This is a genomic window from Sphingobium sp. B8D3A (genome assembly GCF_025961995.1).
Taxonomy (GTDB): Bacteria; Pseudomonadota; Alphaproteobacteria; order Sphingomonadales; family Sphingomonadaceae; genus Sphingobium.
The window spans coordinates 1,259,163-1,278,364 of sequence record NZ_JAOQOS010000001.1 but is presented as its reverse complement, the minus strand read 5'-3'; the positions used below and the strand labels follow the sequence as shown (position 1 = coordinate 1,278,364).

The 19,202-nt window shown below is 65.4% G+C and carries 20 protein-coding genes, 1 tRNA gene and 1 other RNA gene; 13 read left to right on the top strand and 9 right to left on the bottom strand.

Annotation, left to right across the window (positions count from 1 at the left end):
- Positions 1-99 precede the first annotated feature (99 nt).
- From ffs to M2342_RS05870, 4 genes are all read right to left on the bottom strand, one after another.
- Positions 100-197, bottom strand: an RNA gene (gene ffs / locus M2342_RS05885) — signal recognition particle sRNA small type.
- Positions 198-410: 213 nt separating this feature from the next.
- Positions 411-746 carry a 2Fe-2S iron-sulfur cluster-binding protein gene (locus M2342_RS05880; RefSeq protein ID WP_264570940.1) on the bottom strand — a complete coding sequence of 112 codons (336 nt, stop codon included), beginning with the start codon at positions 744-746 and terminating at the stop codon, positions 411-413.
- A complete protein-coding gene (locus M2342_RS05875) occupies positions 743-1,849 on the bottom strand; it encodes a cysteine desulfurase family protein (protein ID WP_264578407.1) in 1,107 nt (368 codons plus the stop codon). The genes M2342_RS05880 and M2342_RS05875 overlap by 4 nt, the downstream gene beginning before the upstream one ends.
- Positions 1,846-2,898: a cysteine desulfurase family protein gene (locus tag M2342_RS05870; RefSeq protein ID WP_264578406.1), complete on the bottom strand. Its 1,053-nt coding sequence runs from the start codon at positions 2,896-2,898 to the stop codon at positions 1,846-1,848. The genes M2342_RS05875 and M2342_RS05870 overlap by 4 nt, the downstream gene beginning before the upstream one ends.
- 99 nt (positions 2,899-2,997) lie before the next feature.
- Here M2342_RS05870 and M2342_RS05865 point away from each other — a divergent pair, with 99 nt between their 5' ends.
- The 3 genes from M2342_RS05865 to M2342_RS05855 all read left to right on the top strand — a co-directional run bounded on the left by M2342_RS05865 (position 2,998) and on the right by M2342_RS05855 (position 4,860).
- Positions 2,998-3,789 carry a TSUP family transporter gene (locus M2342_RS05865; protein ID WP_264578405.1) on the top strand — a complete coding sequence of 264 codons (792 nt, stop codon included), beginning with the start codon at positions 2,998-3,000 and terminating at the stop codon, positions 3,787-3,789.
- Between the two features lie 115 nt (positions 3,790-3,904).
- A complete protein-coding gene (locus M2342_RS05860; RefSeq protein ID WP_181560275.1) occupies positions 3,905-4,561 on the top strand; it encodes an alpha/beta hydrolase in 657 nt (218 codons plus the stop codon).
- Complete coding sequence (locus tag M2342_RS05855) at positions 4,561-4,860, top strand: putative quinol monooxygenase (RefSeq protein WP_264578404.1); 300 nt, start codon at positions 4,561-4,563, stop codon at positions 4,858-4,860. Before M2342_RS05860 ends, M2342_RS05855 begins: the two co-directional genes overlap by 1 nt.
- 15 nt (positions 4,861-4,875) lie before the next feature.
- Here the strand turns inward: M2342_RS05855 and M2342_RS05850 are convergent, their stop codons facing one another.
- Together M2342_RS05850 and M2342_RS05845 are read right to left on the bottom strand one after the other, a co-directional pair.
- Complete coding sequence (locus M2342_RS05850; RefSeq protein ID WP_264578403.1) at positions 4,876-5,757, bottom strand: DMT family transporter; 882 nt, start codon at positions 5,755-5,757, stop codon at positions 4,876-4,878.
- Positions 5,758-5,869: 112 nt separating this feature from the next.
- Positions 5,870-7,657, bottom strand: coding sequence for an ABC-F family ATP-binding cassette domain-containing protein (locus M2342_RS05845; protein ID WP_264578402.1), 1,788 nt, complete (start codon positions 7,655-7,657; stop codon positions 5,870-5,872).
- Positions 7,658-7,796: 139 nt separating this feature from the next.
- Between M2342_RS05845 and M2342_RS05840 the strand changes: the two genes are divergently transcribed.
- The 4 genes from M2342_RS05840 to M2342_RS05825 all read left to right on the top strand — a co-directional run bounded on the left by M2342_RS05840 (position 7,797) and on the right by M2342_RS05825 (position 10,999).
- Entirely contained in the window at positions 7,797-8,531 is a 735-nt protein-coding gene (locus M2342_RS05840; RefSeq protein WP_264573336.1) for an SIMPL domain-containing protein, read from the top strand.
- A 58-nt stretch (positions 8,532-8,589) separates the two neighbouring features.
- Positions 8,590-8,907: a hypothetical protein gene (locus M2342_RS05835; protein ID WP_181560280.1), complete on the top strand. Its 318-nt coding sequence runs from the start codon at positions 8,590-8,592 to the stop codon at positions 8,905-8,907.
- A gap of 48 nt (positions 8,908-8,955) precedes the next feature.
- Positions 8,956-9,621, top strand: a complete 666-nt coding sequence (locus M2342_RS05830) for a response regulator transcription factor (RefSeq protein ID WP_181560281.1) — start codon at positions 8,956-8,958, stop codon at positions 9,619-9,621.
- A 73-nt stretch (positions 9,622-9,694) separates the two neighbouring features.
- Positions 9,695-10,999 (top strand): sensor histidine kinase, encoded by a 1,305-nt coding sequence (locus M2342_RS05825; RefSeq protein WP_181561478.1) that lies wholly within the window; start codon positions 9,695-9,697, stop codon positions 10,997-10,999.
- Between the two features lie 4 nt (positions 11,000-11,003).
- Here M2342_RS05825 and M2342_RS05820 read toward each other — a convergent pair whose 3' ends face one another.
- Entirely contained in the window at positions 11,004-11,408 is a 405-nt protein-coding gene (locus tag M2342_RS05820) for a MerR family DNA-binding protein (protein WP_264578401.1), read from the bottom strand.
- 68 nt (positions 11,409-11,476) lie between these two features.
- On the opposite strand from M2342_RS05820, the gene M2342_RS05815 reads away from it, so the two are divergent.
- Entirely contained in the window at positions 11,477-12,256 is a 780-nt protein-coding gene (locus M2342_RS05815) for a glutaredoxin (protein WP_264578400.1), read from the top strand.
- Positions 12,257-12,302: 46 nt separating this feature from the next.
- Here the strand turns inward: M2342_RS05815 and purC are convergent, their stop codons facing one another.
- Positions 12,303-13,082, bottom strand: coding sequence for a phosphoribosylaminoimidazolesuccinocarboxamide synthase (purC, locus tag M2342_RS05810; RefSeq protein WP_181560284.1), 780 nt, complete (start codon positions 13,080-13,082; stop codon positions 12,303-12,305).
- 190 nt (positions 13,083-13,272) lie between these two features.
- Here purC and M2342_RS05805 point away from each other — a divergent pair, with 190 nt between their 5' ends.
- Positions 13,273-14,514 carry a putative DNA modification/repair radical SAM protein gene (locus M2342_RS05805; protein ID WP_264578399.1) on the top strand — a complete coding sequence of 414 codons (1,242 nt, stop codon included), beginning with the start codon at positions 13,273-13,275 and terminating at the stop codon, positions 14,512-14,514.
- Complete coding sequence (locus M2342_RS05800; protein WP_413715123.1) at positions 14,511-15,938, top strand: UdgX family uracil-DNA binding protein; 1,428 nt, start codon at positions 14,511-14,513, stop codon at positions 15,936-15,938. The genes M2342_RS05805 and M2342_RS05800 overlap by 4 nt, the downstream gene beginning before the upstream one ends.
- A gap of 125 nt (positions 15,939-16,063) precedes the next feature.
- Here M2342_RS05800 and M2342_RS05795 read toward each other — a convergent pair.
- Positions 16,064-16,137 (bottom strand) — tRNA-Cys (locus M2342_RS05795).
- A 200-nt stretch (positions 16,138-16,337) separates the two neighbouring features.
- Here M2342_RS05795 and M2342_RS05790 point away from each other — a divergent pair.
- From M2342_RS05790 to M2342_RS05780, 3 genes are read left to right on the top strand one after another with little or no spacing between them, the layout of a single operon-like run.
- Positions 16,338-16,991 carry a protein-L-isoaspartate O-methyltransferase family protein gene (locus M2342_RS05790; protein WP_264578398.1) on the top strand — a complete coding sequence of 218 codons (654 nt, stop codon included), beginning with the start codon at positions 16,338-16,340 and terminating at the stop codon, positions 16,989-16,991.
- A gap of 20 nt (positions 16,992-17,011) precedes the next feature.
- Entirely contained in the window at positions 17,012-18,460 is a 1,449-nt protein-coding gene (locus tag M2342_RS05785; RefSeq protein WP_264576381.1) for a TolC family outer membrane protein, read from the top strand.
- Between the two features lie 23 nt (positions 18,461-18,483).
- Positions 18,484-19,065: a DUF2497 domain-containing protein gene (locus M2342_RS05780; RefSeq protein WP_319801082.1), complete on the top strand. Its 582-nt coding sequence runs from the start codon at positions 18,484-18,486 to the stop codon at positions 19,063-19,065.
- Positions 19,066-19,202: the final 137 nt, after the last annotated feature.

Genomic DNA, 19,202 nt, shown 5'->3' with positions numbered 1-19,202 from the left:
ATGATGCCATGCCCATGACGCCCTATCCTGCCCCCGGCAAGTCCGCGCGCGTGCCCGCAAGCAGAAGGACGCTGCAGAACAAGGACATTGCGATGGGAGGTAGGTGGAAGCCGGAACGACCCGCAGCGAATTCGTTGTGGCTGCTTCCGTCAGGACCTGACCAGGTTGGCGAAGACTACGTCCGCCCGACTTCCGCGGCGCATATGGCGGCATGAGGCGGGAAATGCAAGCGGCGCGAAATGTGCGGGGGATAGGTGCGACATGCTTTGACACCCCCTCCTCTTCAGAGGAGGGGCAGCGAGCGTTACGCACTTGTTCGTTACGCGCAGCGGGGTGGTGTTTTCGGCCTCGCGCAGGAACGCACCTCACCACCCCAACCCCTCCTCTGAAGAGGAGGGGCTTTTTTTGCCTCACGCCCCCTGCATGTTCCGGCTCTCGGCGGGAATGTGCACGGTCAGCGTCTCCAGCGCGTCACTCAGCACGATCTGGCAGGAGAGCCGGCTGGTCCGGGTGGTGGAGGCCGCCAGATCGAGCATGTCCTCCTCATCCTCGCTGGCGCGGGGGAGCTTGCCGAAGTCCTCGGCGTCCACAATCACATGGCAGGTGGAGCACGCCATCTGCCCCTCGCAGGTGCCTTCCAGCGGCTGGCCGGCGGCCTGTGCCACGTCGAGCAAAATGTCGCCCGCGCTGGCCTCCACTTCCTGCACATGTTCGCCATTGGCGCTGATGAAGCGGACTAAGGTCATGCGGGCACTCCCTGTGCGTCGGCGGCCTGATTGAGCAGGCTTGCGGCTTCTTCCAGATCGGCCATACTGGTGTAGCGCCCCATGCCGATCCGCACGGAACTGCGCGCCTCTGCGTCGCTGAGGCCCATGGCCTTGAGCACATGGCTGGGCCGTCCCGAGCCGCTCGCGCAGGCGGAGCCGAGCGAAACGGCGACCGTCCGCACGTCCGAGATCAGCCGCGCCGCATCCAACCCCGCCCGGCGGAGATTGAGATTGCCATGATAGCGCGTCTCGGCGGTGCCATTGAGGTGCCAATCCGCAAACAGCTCCAGCGCGCGCGTCCAGAGCGCTTCGACATGGGCGAGGTCGGCATAGCGGCGCTGCGCCGCCAGTTGCGCGGCCACACCGAAGCCTGCGCACAGCATGGGCGAGAGCGTCCCCGGCCTTACCCCCTGCTCCTGCCCGCCACCCTGCATGAGCGGCGGCAGGTCGAGCCCTTCGCGCAGCCACAGCGCGCCCACGCCCTTGGGGCCGTGAATCTTGTGAGCGCTGATCGCGATCAGGTCCGCCTGAGGGGTCGCAAGTCGGCCAAAACCCTGCACGGCGTCGCACAATGTCGGCACGCCAGCCGCGCGCGCGATCACGAACAGCCGGTCGAGTGGCTGCACCACGCCGATCTCGTTGTTCACCTGCATCACCGCCAGCAAGGCGCCCCGCTCGTCGATCGCTGCCTCTGCAATCTCCAGATCGACCAGCCCGTCGGCATTCACCGGCACGATTACTGGCTCGAAACCCTCGCGGCGCAAAGCCATCACCGTATCGAGCACGGCGGCATGTTCGGTCGCCACCGTCACCACCCGTCGCCGGCTGTGCGGAGCGGCCCGCGCGGCGCCGATAATGGCCATGTTCAGCGCCTCCGTCGCGCCGCTTGTGAAGATCAGGCGACCATCCGCGCGGCCCAGCGCATCGAGGATGCGACCCCGCGCCAGCTCGACATCCGCCGCCGCAATGCGACCGATGCGATGCGCGCTGTTCGGATTGCCATAATGATCCATCACGGCCACCATGGCGTCCGCGACCTCCGGTGCCAGCGGCGTAGTGGCCTGGTAATCGAGATAGATCATCGTCTTGCGTTCCCGTAGGCGATGGCCTGCCACTCAGTGAGAAAATCGTCAATGTCGGCCGAGCACGTGTCATGCCCCATAGTGACACGGATCACCTCGGCGGCCTCAGCCTGCGGCCAACCCATGGCCGCCAACACATGGCTGGTGCGCAAGCTGCCCGAAGAGCAGGCGCTGCCCGCCGACACCGCAATCCCGGCCATATCGAAGCGGATGAGCTGCGCTTGCGCGGACACGCCGGGCATTCGGTAGCTGGCGATAGTCGGCAAGCGCGGGGAGGCGCCCGCCACGATCGCACCGCCGGCTGCCAGAATAGCCGCGTCCATCCGCTCGCGCCAGCCGGCGACGTCAGCCAACCAGTCGCGCGGGGCTTCCAGCGCCGCCGCAAAGCCTAGCGCCAGCGGCATGGCCTCAGTGCCGGCGCGATAGCCTTGCTCCTGCCCGCCGCTTGGGCTGAGCAGCGTCAGATCCCGTACCAGCAGCGCACCAATGCCGATCGGTCCGCCCAGCTTGTGCGCGCTCAGAACGATCAGGTCCGGACCTTTCGGAAGCGGCATCTTCCCAGCCGATTGGCTGCAATCGGCCAGCAGCAGGCCATTTTGCACGTGGATGCGCTCGGCGAACGCCTCCAGCGGCTGGATCACGCCGGTCTCGCTATTGACCTGCTGGATCGCGATCAGCGTACCCGGCGCAATGGCATCGGGCAGGCACACGATCCCGTCATGATCGACCGGCAGCCGGCGATCCTCCGGGATGTGACGCAGCACAGCATCATGTTCGCTCGCTCCCGCCAGCAAAGCCGACGCCCTTGCGCGCGTCAACGCGATGGCCAGTGCCTCGCTCGCGCCGGCGGTGAACAGCACATGCCCATCCCAATCGAGCGCCTGTGCCACGCGGCGGCGAGCATCCTCCAGCATAGCGCGCGCCTGTCGACCGGCAGCATGCGGCGACGAGGGATTGGCCCAGGCATCGAACCCGGCCAGCATCGCCGCGCGAGCCTGCGGCAGCAGCGGCGTGGTCGCGGCATGATCGAGATAGATGCGTCGGCTCATCGCCCCTTCCCTACAGGCCCGTCGCGCCGCAGCAAATGGATTTGCCCTCTGGTGCAATCAGTCATGTTGCGGCGCAACACAGACCTGATATGCAAAGACATGGATCCCGCCTTCAACATCATCCTCATCCTCATGGGCGTGGCGTTTCTCGCCGCGACCATCGACGCCATGGCGGGTGGCGGCGGCCTCGTTACCATTCCCGCGCTGCTGGCGGCGGGCATCCCGCCCGTGGCCGCTCTGGCGACCAACAAGCTCCAGAGCAGCTTTGGCACCTGCGGCGCCGTCATCGCCTTCGCCCGGCGCGGACATATCGATTTCCGCCGCTTCGCCTTGCCGGCGCTGGCGTCATTTATCGGCTCTGCGGGCGGCGCGTTTCTGGTAACGCGGATTGATTCCGGCTTTCTCTCCGCGCTGCTGCCGATGCTGCTGATCGCGATGGTGCTATATTTCCTGCTCTCGCCACGCATGAGCGATGAGGACAGGCACAGCCGCTTCGGCCCGCTCGCGCTCATCGTCACAGCGGCGATCATCGGCGGCTATGACGGCTTTTTCGGGCCCGGCACCGGCTCCTTCTTCACCACCGCGCTGGTCGGCCTGTTCGGCTTGGGCCTCATCCGCGCCGTGGCCCATACCAAACTGCTCAATTTCGCCAGCAATTTCTCCAGCGTGATCGTCTTCATCATCGGCGGGCATGTGCTCTGGATCACCGGCCTTGCCATGGCCGTCGGCAGCATCGCAGGCGGGCAATTCGGCGCCCATCTCGCGATCCGCTTCGGCGCCGGAATCGCGCGGCCTCTGCTGATCGTCATGTCCCTCGCGCTCACCACCAAGCTGCTGCTGGACCCGACGAACCCCCTCACCGCCGCCGCGCTGGGCTGGTTCGGGGGCTGACGCGGGCGCCCTCAACCAGAAACATTGCGAAAATCGCGCTTCCGCCTATATAAGCGCCCGTCCCGCGTCGTCGGCCAGTCTCGGTCGCCCGCTCCCATTTCAAGTCTCAGGTGCCATGCCCGACGTCATTTTTCCCGGTCCCGAAGGCCGTCTCGAAGGTCGTTTCAGCCCTCCGCCCCGCCCGCGTGCGCCTGTTGCGCTGATCCTGCACCCGCACCCGCAGGGCGGCGGCACGATGAACGATCGCATCACGCAGGCACTCTACAAGACCTTCGTGAAGCGCGGTTTTGCGACGCTGCGGTTCAATTTCCGGGGTGTCGGTCGCTCGCAGGGCGTGTTCGACAATGGCATCGGCGAGCTCTCCGATGCCGCCGCCGCGCTCGACTGGATCCAGAGCTTCCACCAGGAAGCGCAGACGACGTGGATCGCCGGTTTCTCGTTCGGTGCATGGATATCCATGCAGCTGCTGATGCGCCGGCCGGAAGTGCGCGGCTTCATCTCCGTCGCGCCGCCGGCCAACATGTACGATTTCTCGTTCCTCGCGCCCTGCCCCGCCTCCGGCATCATCGTCCAGGGCGTGAACGATGAGGTCGTCTCCGCCGCCTCCGTGCAGAAGCTGGTCGACAAGCTGCGCACGCAGAAGGGCATCACCATCCATCATGACGAGATCCGCAACGCCAACCACTTCTTCGAGCATGAGCTCGACCAGCTGATGATGAGCGTCGACAATTATCTCGACATGCGCCTCGCCCCGGATTCGCCGATCCGCTGATGCTGATCCTTGCCGGGACCGTTCGCTTGCCGCCGGAGAACCTGCCGGCGGCACGTCCGGTCATTGCGCGGATGGTCGCAGCCAGCCGCGCGGAGCCGGGTTGCATCGCCTACAGCTTCGCCGAAGACCTCGAGGAGCCCGGTCTTCTGCGCATCTTCGAGGTGTTTCGCGACCGCGAAGCCCAGCAAGCCCATGCCGCGAGCCAGCACATGAAGGACTGGCGCGCCACATGGGAAGACCTCGACATCGGCGACAAGCAGATCACCCATTATGAGGTCTTGGCCACCGCGGAGAGCTGACCCCCGCCGGTTCGGTCACACCGTCGCGGGCGGAGTCCGGCGGCGGCGCTTCAGCACGATCAACATGCCGGCGCTGCCGATCGTGAGCATCCCGACAATCGCAACCGGATCGGGCACATGCCGGAACACGATCCAGCCCAGCACCGTCGCCCAGAGCACTTGCAGATACGTGATCGGCGCCAGGGTCGAAGCCGGGGCGTGGCGAAAGGCTGCCGTGAACAGATAATGTCCCACCCCGCCCCACAAGCCCAGCGACGCCAGCAGCGCGCCTTCCAGAAGCGTCGGCATCCTCCCCGCCCAGTAGAAGGGCGCCACCGCGCCGAAAACGAGGCTGCCCACGGCGGCACTGTAAAAGAGCAGCGCGAAGGTTTTTTCGGTCGCCGCGAGCGTGCGGGACATCAGCTGATAGGTGCCATTGAGCATGGCGGCACCCAAAGCGAGCATGACGCCCACCACATCCAGCCCGCCACCCGGCCGCGCGATCAGCACGACGCCGGCCAGCCCGAGCAACACAGCGCCCCAGCCCCGCAGCCCGACCTCTTCCCCGAGCAGCAGCCCCCCGCCCAGCGCGACCAGCGTCGGCGCGAGAAACATGATCGCCGTCGCTTCACCGACCGGCATGCGGGTGAGCGCCAGCGCCATCAGTACGGAGGCGCAGGCGAGGCAGCAGCCACGCAGCCAGACGAGCACGGTGCGCGTCGTGCGCACCATCTCCCGCCCGCCGCGCGGCGCCATGACGACGAGCATCAACAAGAGGTTGCCGATGAAACGCGCCGCCACAATCACAGGCGCCTCGAAATGCGCGGTGAGCACTTTCGTGGTCGTATCCAGCGCCGCAAACAGCAGCAGAGCGGCGGCGCAGAGCAGAATTCCCCGAATCGGTTGAGTGCTGGTCATCTGAATGCTCGTCGGCGACAACGCCCCCGCCGACCATGGCTGGGCACGTCGAAAATCTTGATCTGCGCGATCCGGCTAAAGAGTGCGGGACGCCACGCGGCCCTTGCCGGGCTCAACCCTGCAGGGCCTCGACCTGCTCGGCCAATTCCAGCCAGCGCTCCTCGGCCGCATCCTTCTGCGCGCGCGCCTTTTCGATCGTCGCGCTCAACTCGGCGAAGCGCTTGGGATTCTTGGTATAGAGATCGGGGTCGGCGAGCGCGGCTTCATCGCGCGCAATCGCCGCCTCGAGCGCCTCGATCTGCTCCGGCAGCAGATCGTAATCCCGCTGATCCTTGTAGCTGAGCTTCGCCGCCTTGGGCGGCGGTGGCGCAGCGGGTGCATCCGCCTTCGCAGCCGATCGCTTGCCGGCCGCATTGGGCTTCTGGCGCTTGGCTTCCCAGTCCGCATAGCCGCCGGCGATCACATCGATCCGGCCTGAGCCATCCAGTCCCAGCGTCACCGTCACCGTGCGGTCGAGGAAGTCGCGATCATGGCTGACGATCAGCACCGTGCCATCATAATCGGCGATCACTTCCTGCAGTAGGTCGAGCGTTTCGAGGTCGAGATCGTTGGTCGGCTCGTCCAGCACCAGCAGGTTGGATTCGCGCGCGAACTCCCGCGCCAGCAGCAAGCGCGAGCGCTCGCCACCCGAGAGCGTGCCGATCTTCGCCTCGGCCAGCGAGGGATCGAACAGAAAGTCCTTGAGATAGCCATGGACATGCTTGCGCACGCCGCGCACGTCGATCCAGTCACCACCCTCGGCCAGCACATCGCGCACCCGCTTGTCCGGCTGCATCAGCGAGCGTTGCTGGTCGATGACGATGCCGTCCAGTGTCTTGGCCAGCGTGATGGTGCCGCTATCGGGCTGCAGATCGCCGGTCAGCAGGCGCAGCAGCGTGGTCTTGCCCGCGCCGTTGCCGCCGACGATGCCAATGCGGTCACCGCGCTGGATGCGGATCGAGAAATCCTTGATGACCGCGCGGTCGCCAAACTGCTTGGTGACATGCTCGGCGGTGATCACGCTCTTGGTTTTGGTGTCGTTGGCGGTGACCTCCAGCTTGGCGCCGCCCTGCGGGCCGATCATCGCCGCGCGCTGGGCGCGCATCTCCCACAGCTTGGCCAGTCGGCCCTGATTGCGCTTGCGCCGCGCCGTGACGCCGCGCTCCAGCCAGTGCGCCTCGATCTTCAGCTTGGCGTCAAGCTTCTCGGCCGCGCGGGCCTCGTCTGCATAGGCCTTTTCCATCCAGGCCTCGAACCCGCCAAAGCCGATCTCCTGCCGCCGCAGGCTGCCCCGGTCGAGCCAGAGCGTCGACCGGGTGAGGCGCGTGAGGAACGTCCGGTCGTGGCTGATGACGATGAATGCGCCATTGAAGCGCGTCAGCCAGTCTTCCAGCCAAGTGATCGCGGCGATGTCGAGATGGTTGGTCGGCTCGTCGAGCAACAGGATATCGGGCTCGCTCGCCAAGGCGCGGCAAATCGCTGCCCGCCGCCGCTCGCCCCCCGATGCGGTCGCCGCCGCGCGGGAGAGATCAATGCCGAGCTGGTCTGCAATCGCTTCCACCTCATGCGCCGCCGGCGCCTTGGCGCCAGACGTGGCGAAATCATGCAGCGTTGCGAAGGCGGAGACGTCCGGGTCCTGCTCCAGCATCACCACATGCCGCCCCGGCACGACCGAGCGCTTGCCTTCATCCGGCTCCACCGTGCCGGCAATCAGCTTGAGCAGCGTCGTCTTGCCGGCCCCGTTGCGGCCGATCAGCGCCAGGCGATCACGCTCGCCGACATGAATGTCCAGACCACGGAACAGCCAGCCGGCGCCCTGGATGAGACCGAGATTCTCGAAGGAAAGAAGTGGCGGGGCCATGGCAAGGCGCTAAAACAGATGCAGGCGGCGGGAGCAAGGGCTGAGGCGCCAGATGAACGGGAAGAAACTCGATGGGTCAGGATGCGTTCAGAAGCTTCAGCCCATTCCTATGGCCATCACACAAAAGGGAAAATGTTCCATGCGTCGTTTGCCAATTCTGCTCGCTGCAACTGCCGCTCTCATGACGCCGGCGATCGTCTCGGCCCAGCCGCAACCGCCGGCACCCCAGGCTGCCAAGGGCCCGCTACTGAGCCTCAGCGTCAGTGAATCGGTGAACAGCGCGCCGGATATGGCGACCATCAACACCGGCGTGCAGACCCGCGCGATGTCAGCAAAGGATGCGATGGCGCAGAATGCCACCCAGATGGACAAGCTGATCGCTGCGCTTGTGAAGGCTGGCATCGCCCGCAAGGACATCCAGACCAGCGGCATCAACCTCAACCCGCAATATGATTATAGCGACCGCACAGATGGCAAAGGTCCGCGCTTCATCGGCTATGAAGCCAGCAACCAGCTCACTGTCGCGGTCCGCAAGCTGGATAGCGCAGGCGATCTGATCGACTCGCTGGTCGCCGCCGGGGCGACCAACATCAACGGCCCGAGCTTTGGCATTGCCGAGCCGGACAAGCTGCTCGATCAGGCCCGCACCAAGGCGCTAAAAACCGCGCAGGCCCGCGCAAACCTGTATGCGCAGGCGACCGGCTTCCGCACCGCGCGCCTGGTGAGCATCTCCGAAGGTGGCGGTTTCGCGCCGCCGCCGATGCCGATGATGGCTATGCGCGACTCTGCTGCAGCGGCACCGCAGACCAAGATCGAGCCCGGTGAGATCGCCACCTCGATTTCCCTCAACGTCCAGTATATGCTGGAACCCTGAACGGGGGACAGATGGGACATTCAGCGCTTGTTCAATGCTTGATGGCTAACACGGCATCATGAAACATCTTTCATCCTCTCTTCTGCTCGGCGGGCTGATGGCACTGGCGGCCACCAGCCTCCCGGTTTCGGCGCAGAGCTTTGCGCGGGGCGATGACCAGCGGGCGGCGCGGCGCGCCATGCTCGATGGTGAGGTGATGCCGTTTTCGATCATCAAGCGTCGTGTCGAGCGCGAGATCAGCGACGCCCAATATGTCGGCGTCGCTCCATCCGTTCGCGAAGGCGTGTACCGGATGCAGTTCCTCCAGCAGGATGGCAAGGTCATCTGGGTTGATGTGGACGGCAAGACCGGCAATATCATCGGACGGACGCGCTGATCCGGCCGGATCGCCTGCGCACGCTCCCTCATTCGGAAAGGAAAAGCCATGCGTCTGCTGATCGTCGAAGATGAGCCGACCTTGGGCAAACAGCTCAAGTCCACGCTCGAAGGCGTCGGCTATGCCGTCGACCTGGCGACCGATGGCGAGGACGGTCATTTCCTGGGGTCGACGGAGAGCTACGACGCGATCATCCTCGACCTGGGCCTGCCGGAAATCGACGGCCTGACTGTGCTCGACCGCTGGCGCAAGGAAGGCTCGGCGGTGCCGGTGCTCGTGCTGACAGCGCGGGACAGCTGGTCCGACAAGGTTGCGGGGCTCGATGCCGGTGCGGACGACTATCTCGCCAAGCCGTTCCAGAGCGAGGAACTGATCGCCCGCCTGCGCGCGCTCATTCGCCGCTCGTCCGGCAATGCCTCGTCCGAGCTCATCGCCGGCAGCGTGCGGCTGGATACCCGCTCGGGCAAGGTCACGCTGAACGGCGAGCCGGTGAAGCTGACCGCGCAGGAATATAAGCTGCTCTCCTATCTGATGCACCACAAGGGCAAGGTGGTGAGCCGCACCGAACTGATCGAGCATATCTACGATCAGGATTTCGACCGGGATTCCAACACCATCGAAGTGTTCGTCACGCGCATCCGCAAGAAGCTGGGTGCCGATGTGATCTCCACCATTCGCGGTCTGGGCTACAGCCTGGAGGACCCCGCTGGCTGAACCGGCGCCGCACGATGCGGAGACGGCGCCCCCGCCAGCCTCCAGCCGCAGTACCGGATCGCTCAGTCGCCGCATTCTCGGCATCTCGGCCATCTGGATCGGCCTGCTGTTGCTCGGCGGCGCGCTGGCGCTCGACCGGGTGCTGGTGAGCACCGTCACGCGCACCTTCGATGACGGCTTGTCCTATGTGCTGACCGCCATGATCTCCTCGGCGGAGATCGGCCCGGAAGGCGAAGTACTGTTCAACCGCCCGCTGGCCGACCAGCGGTTTCTGGAGCCGGCAAGCGGGCTCTATTACCAGATCAGCGGTCAGGGCCATGAAGATTGGCGCTCGCGTTCGCTGTGGGATCGCGCGATCCGCGTCACGCCGGGTATGACCACCAATCCCGGCGAGGGGATGGACAGCAACCAGTTCCCCGACGAGCCACTGCGCCTGATGGCTCGCACCGTAATCCTGCCGGGCAGCAATACGCGGTGGATTTTCATTGTCGCGCAGGCCCGCGAGGGCCTGGACGCGCAGATCCACGCGCTGCGGGCCACGCTGTTCAACAGCTTCGTCATTCTTGGCGTCGGGCTGATCATATTGGCCGGCTTGCAGGTGTTCTTCGGCCTGCGGCCGCTGCGCCATATCCGCCGCGAAATCGCGCGCATGAGGGATGGCGAGAAAAGCCGCGTAACCGTGCCGCTCCCGCGGGAGGTCCAGCCGCTGGTCGAGGAATTGAACGCGCTGCTCGCCCATAACGAGCAGCAGGCGGAGGAAGCCCGCCGCCACGCCGGCAATCTCGCCCACGCGCTCAAGACGCCGCTGACGGTCGTGATGAACGCCGCGACGGCCCAGTCGCCCGACCTCGCCACCACGGTGGTGCGGGAAACCGGGACGATGCGCCGCCAGATCGATCACCATCTCGCCCGTGCCCGTGCCCTCGGCCGGCGCGGCGCGGCGCAGAGCCGCACATTGGTGTGGCCGAGCCTCGAAGCGGTGGAGCGCGCGGTGGAGCGCCTCTACCCGGACGTCCGCATTGACCGCGACGGCGCGCAAACGGCCGTCGTCCGCGTCGAGCGGCAGGATTTGGACGAGCTGCTTGGCAATCTGGTCGAGAATGCCGCCAAATATGGCGGTGGCAGCGTGTTCGTCACCGTGGTGCAAAGTACGCCCTGGGTCGACATTCTCGTGGAGGACGACGGCATGGGCATTCCCGAGGCCGCGCGCGAACGCATCTTCGATCGCGGCGTGCGGCTGGATAGCGGCAAGCCCGGTACCGGCCTTGGCCTCGCCATCGTCCGCGATGTCGCGGAAATCTACGGTGGCTCGGTCACGCTGGACGAGAGCGAGGATCTGGGCGGCCTGATGGTGCGCCTGCGCCTCCCCGCCGGATAAGCTCTTACACGCCGAAGGATTGCAAGATCGGGCACGGCCCTTCTTCGGAACGGGCACAGGTCCGCGCCAACTGGCGCAGCGAGGCGCGGGCCGCTTCGAGTTGCGCGATCTTCTCATCGAGCTGGACCAGCCGCTCTTCCGCCAAGGCGCGCGCGCGGGCACGATCCTGCCCCGCATCGAGCGACAAAAGCGTGCGGATTTCTTCCAGCGTAAAGCCGGCCTGCTGCGCCGCCCGAATGAAGCGCAGCCGCCGGACATCCTCCTCTCCATCGCGCCTTATGCCCCCAGACAGGTCGTTGCTGGCCTGCTTCTCGGGCGTGGGGAGCAAGTCCTTGCGCTGATAGAAGCGGATCGTCTCGACCCCCACACCGCCGGCTTTCGCCAGACCCGAAATGCTCATCGCCGCCATGCTTGACTCCGTACCGTGGTACAGACCCTATATGGGGTGCATGGACTTCTCAGCAAGGATGAGCGTCAATGCCTGAACCCCGCGCCACGAGCAGCCGTAAGGCCGTTCTCCATCGGATGGTGATGCCCGGCCACATCTGCCCTTATGGCCTCAAGGCGCTGCACCTGCTGCGCAGCAAAGGCTATGATGTCGAGGATCGCTGGATCGAAACCCGCGCCCAGCAGGAAGCGTTCAAGGCCGAGCATTATGTGACCACCACGCCGCAGGTGTTCATCGACGGTCAGCGGATCGGTGGCCATGATGACTTGCGCCGCTTCCTGGGCCTCAGCGTCAAGGATCCGAACGCGACGAGCTATACGCCTGTTCTGGTCGTGTTCGCTGTCGCGGCGTTGATCGCGCTGACGATCGATCTGTTGACGGCCGCGCCGCTGCTCAGCCTGCTCACCCTCGAGCGCTTCATCTCCGTGACGATGATCCTGCTGGCCATGCTCAAGCTGCAGGATGTGGATCGGTTCGCGACCATGTTCCTGGGCTATGATCTGCTGGCCCGCAAATGGGTGCCCTATGCCTCAATCTATCCGTTCGCCCAATTGGCCGCCGGCGTGCTGATGCTCGCGGGGGCCCTGCCCTGGCTCTCGGTACCGGTCGCCGCGTTCATCGGCGGCATCGGCGCGGTCTCGATCTACAAGGCCGTCTATGTGGAGAAACGCAGCCTCAAATGTGCCTGCGTCGGCGGCGGAACCAATGTGCCACTCGGCTTCGTCTCGCTGACCGAAGACCTGTTCATGGTCGCCATGGCCCTGTGGATGGGCCTCAATGCCTGGGTTCTTCCCGGCGCGCCGATGTAAAGGCGCGGGTGCCGGGCGCCGCTGATAAGCGCCCGGCCCAATCCTCTTACTTGCCGCGCTTCTTGCGGTGGCTCTCCAGATCGAGAACGTCGTTCTCAAGGCCCTCGGGCAGCAGGCCAAGGCGGCGCGCGACCTCCTGATAGGCCTCGACCTCGCCGCCCAGATCGCGGCGGAAGCGGTCCTTATCCAGCTTCTCGTTAGTGGCCATATCCCACAAGCGGCAGCCATCGGGGCTGATCTCGTCGGCCAGAATGATGCGCGAGAAATCGCCATCCCAGATGCGGCCGAACTCCAGCTTGAAGTCGACCAGACGGATGCCGATGCCGGCGAACAAGCCGCTCATGAAGTCGTTGACGCGGATCGCCATGTCGGCGATGTCGTGCATCTCTTCCTGGCTCGCCCAGCCGAAGCAGGCGATATGCTCTTCGGTAATCAGCGGATCGCCGAGCGCATCATCCTTGTAATAATATTCGATGAGCGTGCGGGGGAGCTGCGTGCCCTCCTCGATGCCGAGCCGGGTGGACAGGGAGCCGGCGGCAACATTGCGCACCACGACCTCGATCGGCACGATCTCCACCTGACGGATGAGCTGCTCGCGCATGTTCAGCCGCTTGATGAAGTGGGTGGGCACGCCGATGTTCGCGAGCAGCGTGAAGACATGCTCGGAAATCCGGTTGTTCAGCACGCCCTTGCCGGAGATCGTCCCCTTCTTCTGCGCATTGAAGGCAGTCGCATCATCCTTGAAATACTGGATCAGCGTGCCGGGCTCAGGACCTTCATAGAGGATCTTCGCCTTGCCCTCATAAATCTGGCGACGACGGGACATGTGCGGGTGCCTACTCATCAGTTGTAAAAATCAAGGCCCCGGCGGCGCGAATCAGCGAGGATCAGCGGACACCGGGGCTCTTCCCCAGCGCATAGCGCAAGGCACATGGCAGTGCAATTTTCAGACGAACGGAGCCGGGCTGGCCCGCTCGGCGCTTGCCGGGCATCGCCCTGGAACATATAAAGAACAAATGAAACAGGAGACGATCACCGACCGGCTGGCGATCCTTGCGGACGCCGCCAAATATGATGCCTCCTGCGCATCCTCCGGCACCGCTAAGCGGAACAGTCGCGACGGCAAGGGGATCGGCTCGACCGAAGGCATGGGCATCTGCCATGCCTATGCGCCGGATGGGCGCTGCATCTCGCTGCTGAAGATTCTGCTCACCAATCATTGCATTTTCGATTGCCATTATTGCGTCAACCGCAAGAGCTCGAATGTGCGTCGTGCGCGGTTCACGGCACAGGAAGTCGTCGAGCTGACGCTCAACTTCTACCGGCGCAATTATATCGAGGGCCTGTTCCTCTCCTCCGGCATCATCAAGTCTGCCGACCACACGATGGAGCAGTTGATCGAGGTCGCGCGCGCGTTGCGGGAGGATCATGGCTTCAAAGGTTATATCCACCTCAAGACCATTCCCGAGGCTGACCGCGCACTGGTCGAGCAGGCGGGCCTGTGGGCGGACCGCGTCTCGATCAATGTCGAACTGCCGACCGAACGCGGCCTGACCGATCTGGCGCCCGACAAGAATGGCGGGCAGATCGAAGGCGCGATGGCGCGGCTCGGTTCGGCCATGGTCGAGGCGGAGGATGCGCGCAAACGCTTCAAACATGCGCCGATGTTCGCGCCCGCCGGCCAATCCACCCAGATGATCGTGGGCGCGGATGGCGCCAGTGACACGCAGATCATCGGCCGGGCCAGCGAATTATACCACCGCCATCGCCTGCGCCGTGTCTATTACTCCGCCTTTAGCCCGATCCCCGATGCCAGCGCCGTCCTGCCGCTCAAGCGACCGCCGCTGATGCGCGAGCATCGGCTCTATCAGTCCGACTGGCTGATCCGCTTCTACGGATTTTCGACCAGCGAGGTGCAGACCGCGACCGACGATGACGGGATGCTGGCGCTCGACATTGACCCCAAGCTGGCCTGGGCCTTGCGGCACCGGCAGGATTTTCCGGTCGACATCAATCTGGCCTCGCGCGAGAAGCTGTTGCGCGTGCCGGGACTGGGCACGCGGGCGGTGGCTGCCATCCTGCAAGCCCGCCGCCATCATCGCCTGCGGCTGGATGATCTCGCCCGGCTCACCCGCACGGTGACGAAGTTGCGGCCGTTCATCGTCACGGCCGACTGGCGCCCGACAGGCTTGATCGACACGGCAAACCTGCGCGCCCGGCTGGCCCCGCCACCTCGCCAGATGGAACTGTTCGGGTGAGGCCGGCCCCGCTCCAAGATCAGCCGGCGCTGTTCAATGCCGAGCTGGAGGACGCCCATGATTTCGACACATGGCGTGAGCTGGCCCGCGCCCTGGTCTCGCAGGGCGTCACTCCGGAGCATATCCGCTGGGCAGCGGCAACGGACGGCGGGCGGGATTTGTTCGCGTCCAAAGACACGCCTGAACCGGCTCCATCACCCCGCCCGGTCACGGCCAACAAGCGCTTCATCGAGCTGGCCCGCAAGGTGATCCTGCACAGCTCGAATACACGGTTGGCGCTGCTCTATCGCCTGCTGTGGCGTCTGCAAAGCGATCCGCACCTGCTTGAAAAGACGAGCGATGCTGATGTGCACGCCCTCACACAATTGGAGCGGCAGGTACGCCGCGACATTCACAAGATGCGGGCTTTCGTGCGGTTTCGGTTGGCCCATGATCCTGATGGAACGGATCGCTACGTCGCCTGGTTCGAGCCGGATCATGCCATCGTGCGCGCCAATGCCCCGTTTTTCCTCAACCGGTTTGCAAGCCAGCGCTGGTCCATCCTGACGCCCGATCTCAGCCTGCATTGGGATGGCACCCAACTTGCGGAGGGACCGAGCGCCGACGCCCGGGATGCCCCCGGCGAAGACGAGATCGAAGGGCTTTGGCAGCGTTATTATGCCTCCATCTTCAATCCGGCGCGCCTCAAGGTGGCGATGATGGTGAAGGAAATGCCTCGACGCTACTGGAAGAACCTGCCGGAAGCCGCGTTGATCCCCGCGCTGATTGCCGGCGCGCAGGCTCGCGAGGCTCAGATGGTCGATCAGGGCGCCGATCCCTTCCAGCGCCCGCCCCCGACGTCCCTCGGCGAGATTGCCGAGGGCATCTCGACCTGCACGGCCTGCCCGATCGGCTGCAACGGCACGCGCGCCGTCGCCGGCGAAGGGCCCGGCAACGCGCGGCTGATGATCGTGGGCGAGCAGCCGGGCGATTTCGAAGAGCAGCAGGGCCGGCCTTTTGTCGGCCCGGCGGGGCAGTTGCTCGACGGGCATCTTGAGACGGCTGGGTTCGATCGTCCCGAGATCCGGCTGACCAACGCCGTCAAACATTTCAAATTCGAGCAACGCGGCAAGCGTCGTCTCCACCAGAACCCGACCGCCGGGGAGATCGACCATTGCCGCTGGTGGCTCGATGCCGAAAGACGGATCGTTCAGCCAACGATCGTGCTAGCCTTAGGCGCGAGCGCAGGACGCGCCCTGCTGGGCCGAACACCCAGCATCGCCAAGGAGCGCGGCCAACCCTATCAGCTCGCGGACGGCAGCCAGCTCTGGCTGAGCGCCCATCCCAGCTATCTGCTACGCCTGAGCGGCGAGGCGCAAGCGCGGGAACAGACTTTGTTCGCGCGCGATCTGGCGGCGGTGCGCATGGCGCTGCAGACCTGCTAGGGTGCGATGAGAGGGGTAGCGCCATGCCCATCGGCGGCCATCAGCCTGGAATCCTGACGGACGCTATGCCATTTTAGCATGGTCCGCATAACGCGGTGTTCTTCGCCGAAAAAAGGGCAAATGCGTGGAGGCCCGAGCCGGAATCGAACCGGCGTATACGGATTTGCAGTCCGCTGCGTCACCACTCCGCCATCGGGCCTCGGGGGTGGTCGAGGGAGCGCGGCTAGCTCAATTCATTCGGCAACGCAACTTGCTTTGCGCCATGACGGACGGGACAGGTGCGCAGACTGCGTAGGGGCATTAAAAAACTTTTCACTGTGCGGTGCAAAAAAGCTAGAGAGGCTGGCAAAGCCAATTACTGTATTGCTCATACAATACAGCCATGTCATCAGGGAGCTTATGACCGAGCAGACTTTCAAGGCGATGCGCCGTGCGATGGTGGAAAGCCAGTTGCGCACCAGCGACGTCAACGATCCTGTGATCCTTGAAGCGATCCTCGCCGAACCGCGCGAACTGTATGTGCCGCAAGAGCGACGCAGCGCAGCCTATATCGACCGGGCCGTGCCGCTGGCCCATGGCCGTGCGCTCAACCCGCCGCTCGCCACTGCGCGCCTGCTGGTCGAAGCCGCCCCGCGCGCGGGCGAGAAGGTGCTGCTAGTCGGCGCGGCGACCGGCTATGCGGCGGCGCTGCTGGCGCGGCTTGGCTGCACCGTGGTCGCGATCGAGGAAGACGACGCGCTGTTCGCCCACGCCAAGGCTGCGCTGGCCGGTCACGCCGGCGTCACGCTGCAGCAGGGACCGCTGGCCGCCGGCTTCGCGCAGGGCGCACCTTATGATCTGCTGTTCGTCGATGGTGCTATCGAGGAGTTGGACGAGACGCTCGTCGCGCAATTGCGCATCGGTGGCCGCGCGGTGTTCGCCCGGCTGGAGCGCGGCGTGACGCGCCTGTGCATTGGCACGCGCACCACCGGCGGCTTTGGCGCCCGCGCCTTCGTGGATTGGGAGGCCGTGCCCCTGCCCGGTTTCGCCCGGCCCAAGACCTTCACATTCTGACCCGGAAGCCTCGACCGCTTATGCTCATCCGCCGGACCAAGCCCCTCGCGATGCTCGCCGCTCTGCTGAGCACCAGCACCCTCCCCGCCCAGGCCGAGACGCTGCAGGAAGCGCTGGCCGCGGCCTATCGGGACAATCCGACGCTGACCGCGGCGCGGGCCGGCCAGCGAGCGACGGACGAGAATTTCAACATCCAGAAGGCCAATGGCCTGCCGGATGTGGGCGTCTCCTCCACCTACAATGAGTTCGCCCATGAGCGGCCGCTCAATCCGCTGGCGCCCTCCCGCTCGCTCACCACGCTGCTGAGCGTGAGCGTGCCGGTCTATTCCGGCGGCCGGGTGCGCAATGCGCTGGCCGGCGCGCGCGAGCGGATCGAGGCCGGGCAATATGATCTGCGCGCCACGGAGCTCTCCATCTTCTCGCAGGTGGTGGCGGCCTATATGGACGTGATCCGCGCGGAGTCCGTTGTGGGCCTCAGCCGCAACAATGTGCAGGTGCTCGAGGTCAATCTGCGGGCGACCAACAATCGCTTCCAGGTCGGCGATCTCACCCGCACGGACGTCGCCCAGTCCGAGTCGCGCCTTTCGCTGGCCCGCGCGGACATGCAGACGGCCGAAGCCTCGCTGATCGAAGCGCGCGAGCGCTATATCCAGCTGGTCGGCCACGAGCCGGTCGACCTGCAGACCCCGCCGCAATTGCCCGGCCTGCCCGCGACGCCCGACGAAGCCGTCGATGTCGCCATGGCCCAGAATCCCGATCTGCTGGCGGCCCGCAACATCCGCGAAGCCGCAGCCTATGACGTGCGCGTTGCGAAAGGCCAGCGGCTGCCGACGGTCTCCGCCTTCGCCAGCGGCCAGCATTATACCGATCTCGCCTCCCGCGGCGGCGCCAACGAGGCGCAGGACAGCGGCCAGGTGATCGTCGGCGCGCGCCTTTCCCTGCCGCTCTATCAGGGCGGCCGGCCCGGCGCGCAGGTCCGCCAGAGCCAGGCCTATCAACAGCAGGCGATGGAAACCGAGACCGCCGTCGAGCGCAGCGTGATCGCGCAGACCCGCTCGCTCTATTCGAGTTGGCAGGCGAGCAATGAAGTGATCGCCTCCAACCGCGTGGCGGTGGATGCGAGCGGCCTCTCGCTGCGCGGCGTGCGCGCCGAAAACAGCGTGGGCACCCGCACCATCCTCGATATCCTGAACGCAGAGCAGGAGAGCTTCATCGCCAGCGTCCAGCTCGTGACGGCAGAGCGCAATGCCTATGTTGCGGCCTTCTCGCTGCTGGCCGCGATGGGCCGGATCAACCCGACTGACTTCGGCATCGCGCCCGAGCAGGTCATCAACCCGGCCGACAACTTCCAGCGCGTGAAGGGCAAGTGGTTCGACTGGGACGATGACGCCAAGCCGGCGCCCATTTCGTCCCGCACGGTTGACTCTGCCGCCCAAAACGCGACAGTAAACGCTTCAGACACCAACTGAGCGCAGGAACCATGATGGGGGCGATGCAGAACGAGCCGTCGATGGAGGAAATTCTCTCTTCCATCAAACGGATCATCGCCGAGGAGGACGGCCTTTCCGCGACACCGCGCGTGCCGCGCCGGGCCGCCATGGCGAGCGTGAGTGCCAGCCTGGATGACCAGATTCTGGAGCTGACGGACGCGCTGCCCGGCGACAATGCCGACGGGGCCGAGAGCGACGACTCGCATGAGGAGCCGATGATGAGCGCCCCCGCCAAACCCGCCCCGGCCCCTGTGGAGCAGAAAGCCGAGCCGAAGAGCGCCGAGTCTAAAAGCAAAGCCGCCGCCAAGCCGCGGGCCGCTGGGGCGTCCGCCGATGGCGCACCCGCTGTTTCCGCGCCGGCTTCCACGCTCGTCTCGGACGAGAAGGCCCGCGCCGCTCGCGATTCGCTGGTCAATCTGTCCCGGCTGCTCATCAGCCCGGAAGACAGCCAGCCCAACACGGTCGAGGGCCTCGTCCGCGAGATGCTGCGCCCCATGCTCAAGGAATGGCTGGACGAGAACCTGCCCGGCATGGTCGAGGCCATGGTGAAGCGCGAGATCGACCGGATCACCGGCCGAGTATGATGGCCGGGCCGCGGCCCTCCATCGCAGCGGTTCGGCAGATTTGAGAGCGACAGTTCCGGCTCCCAACATCAGATAAGCGTCTGAGCGTCACGGGACGACTGCATTCCCTTTCGGATGGAACAAGCAGTGCTCCTGCG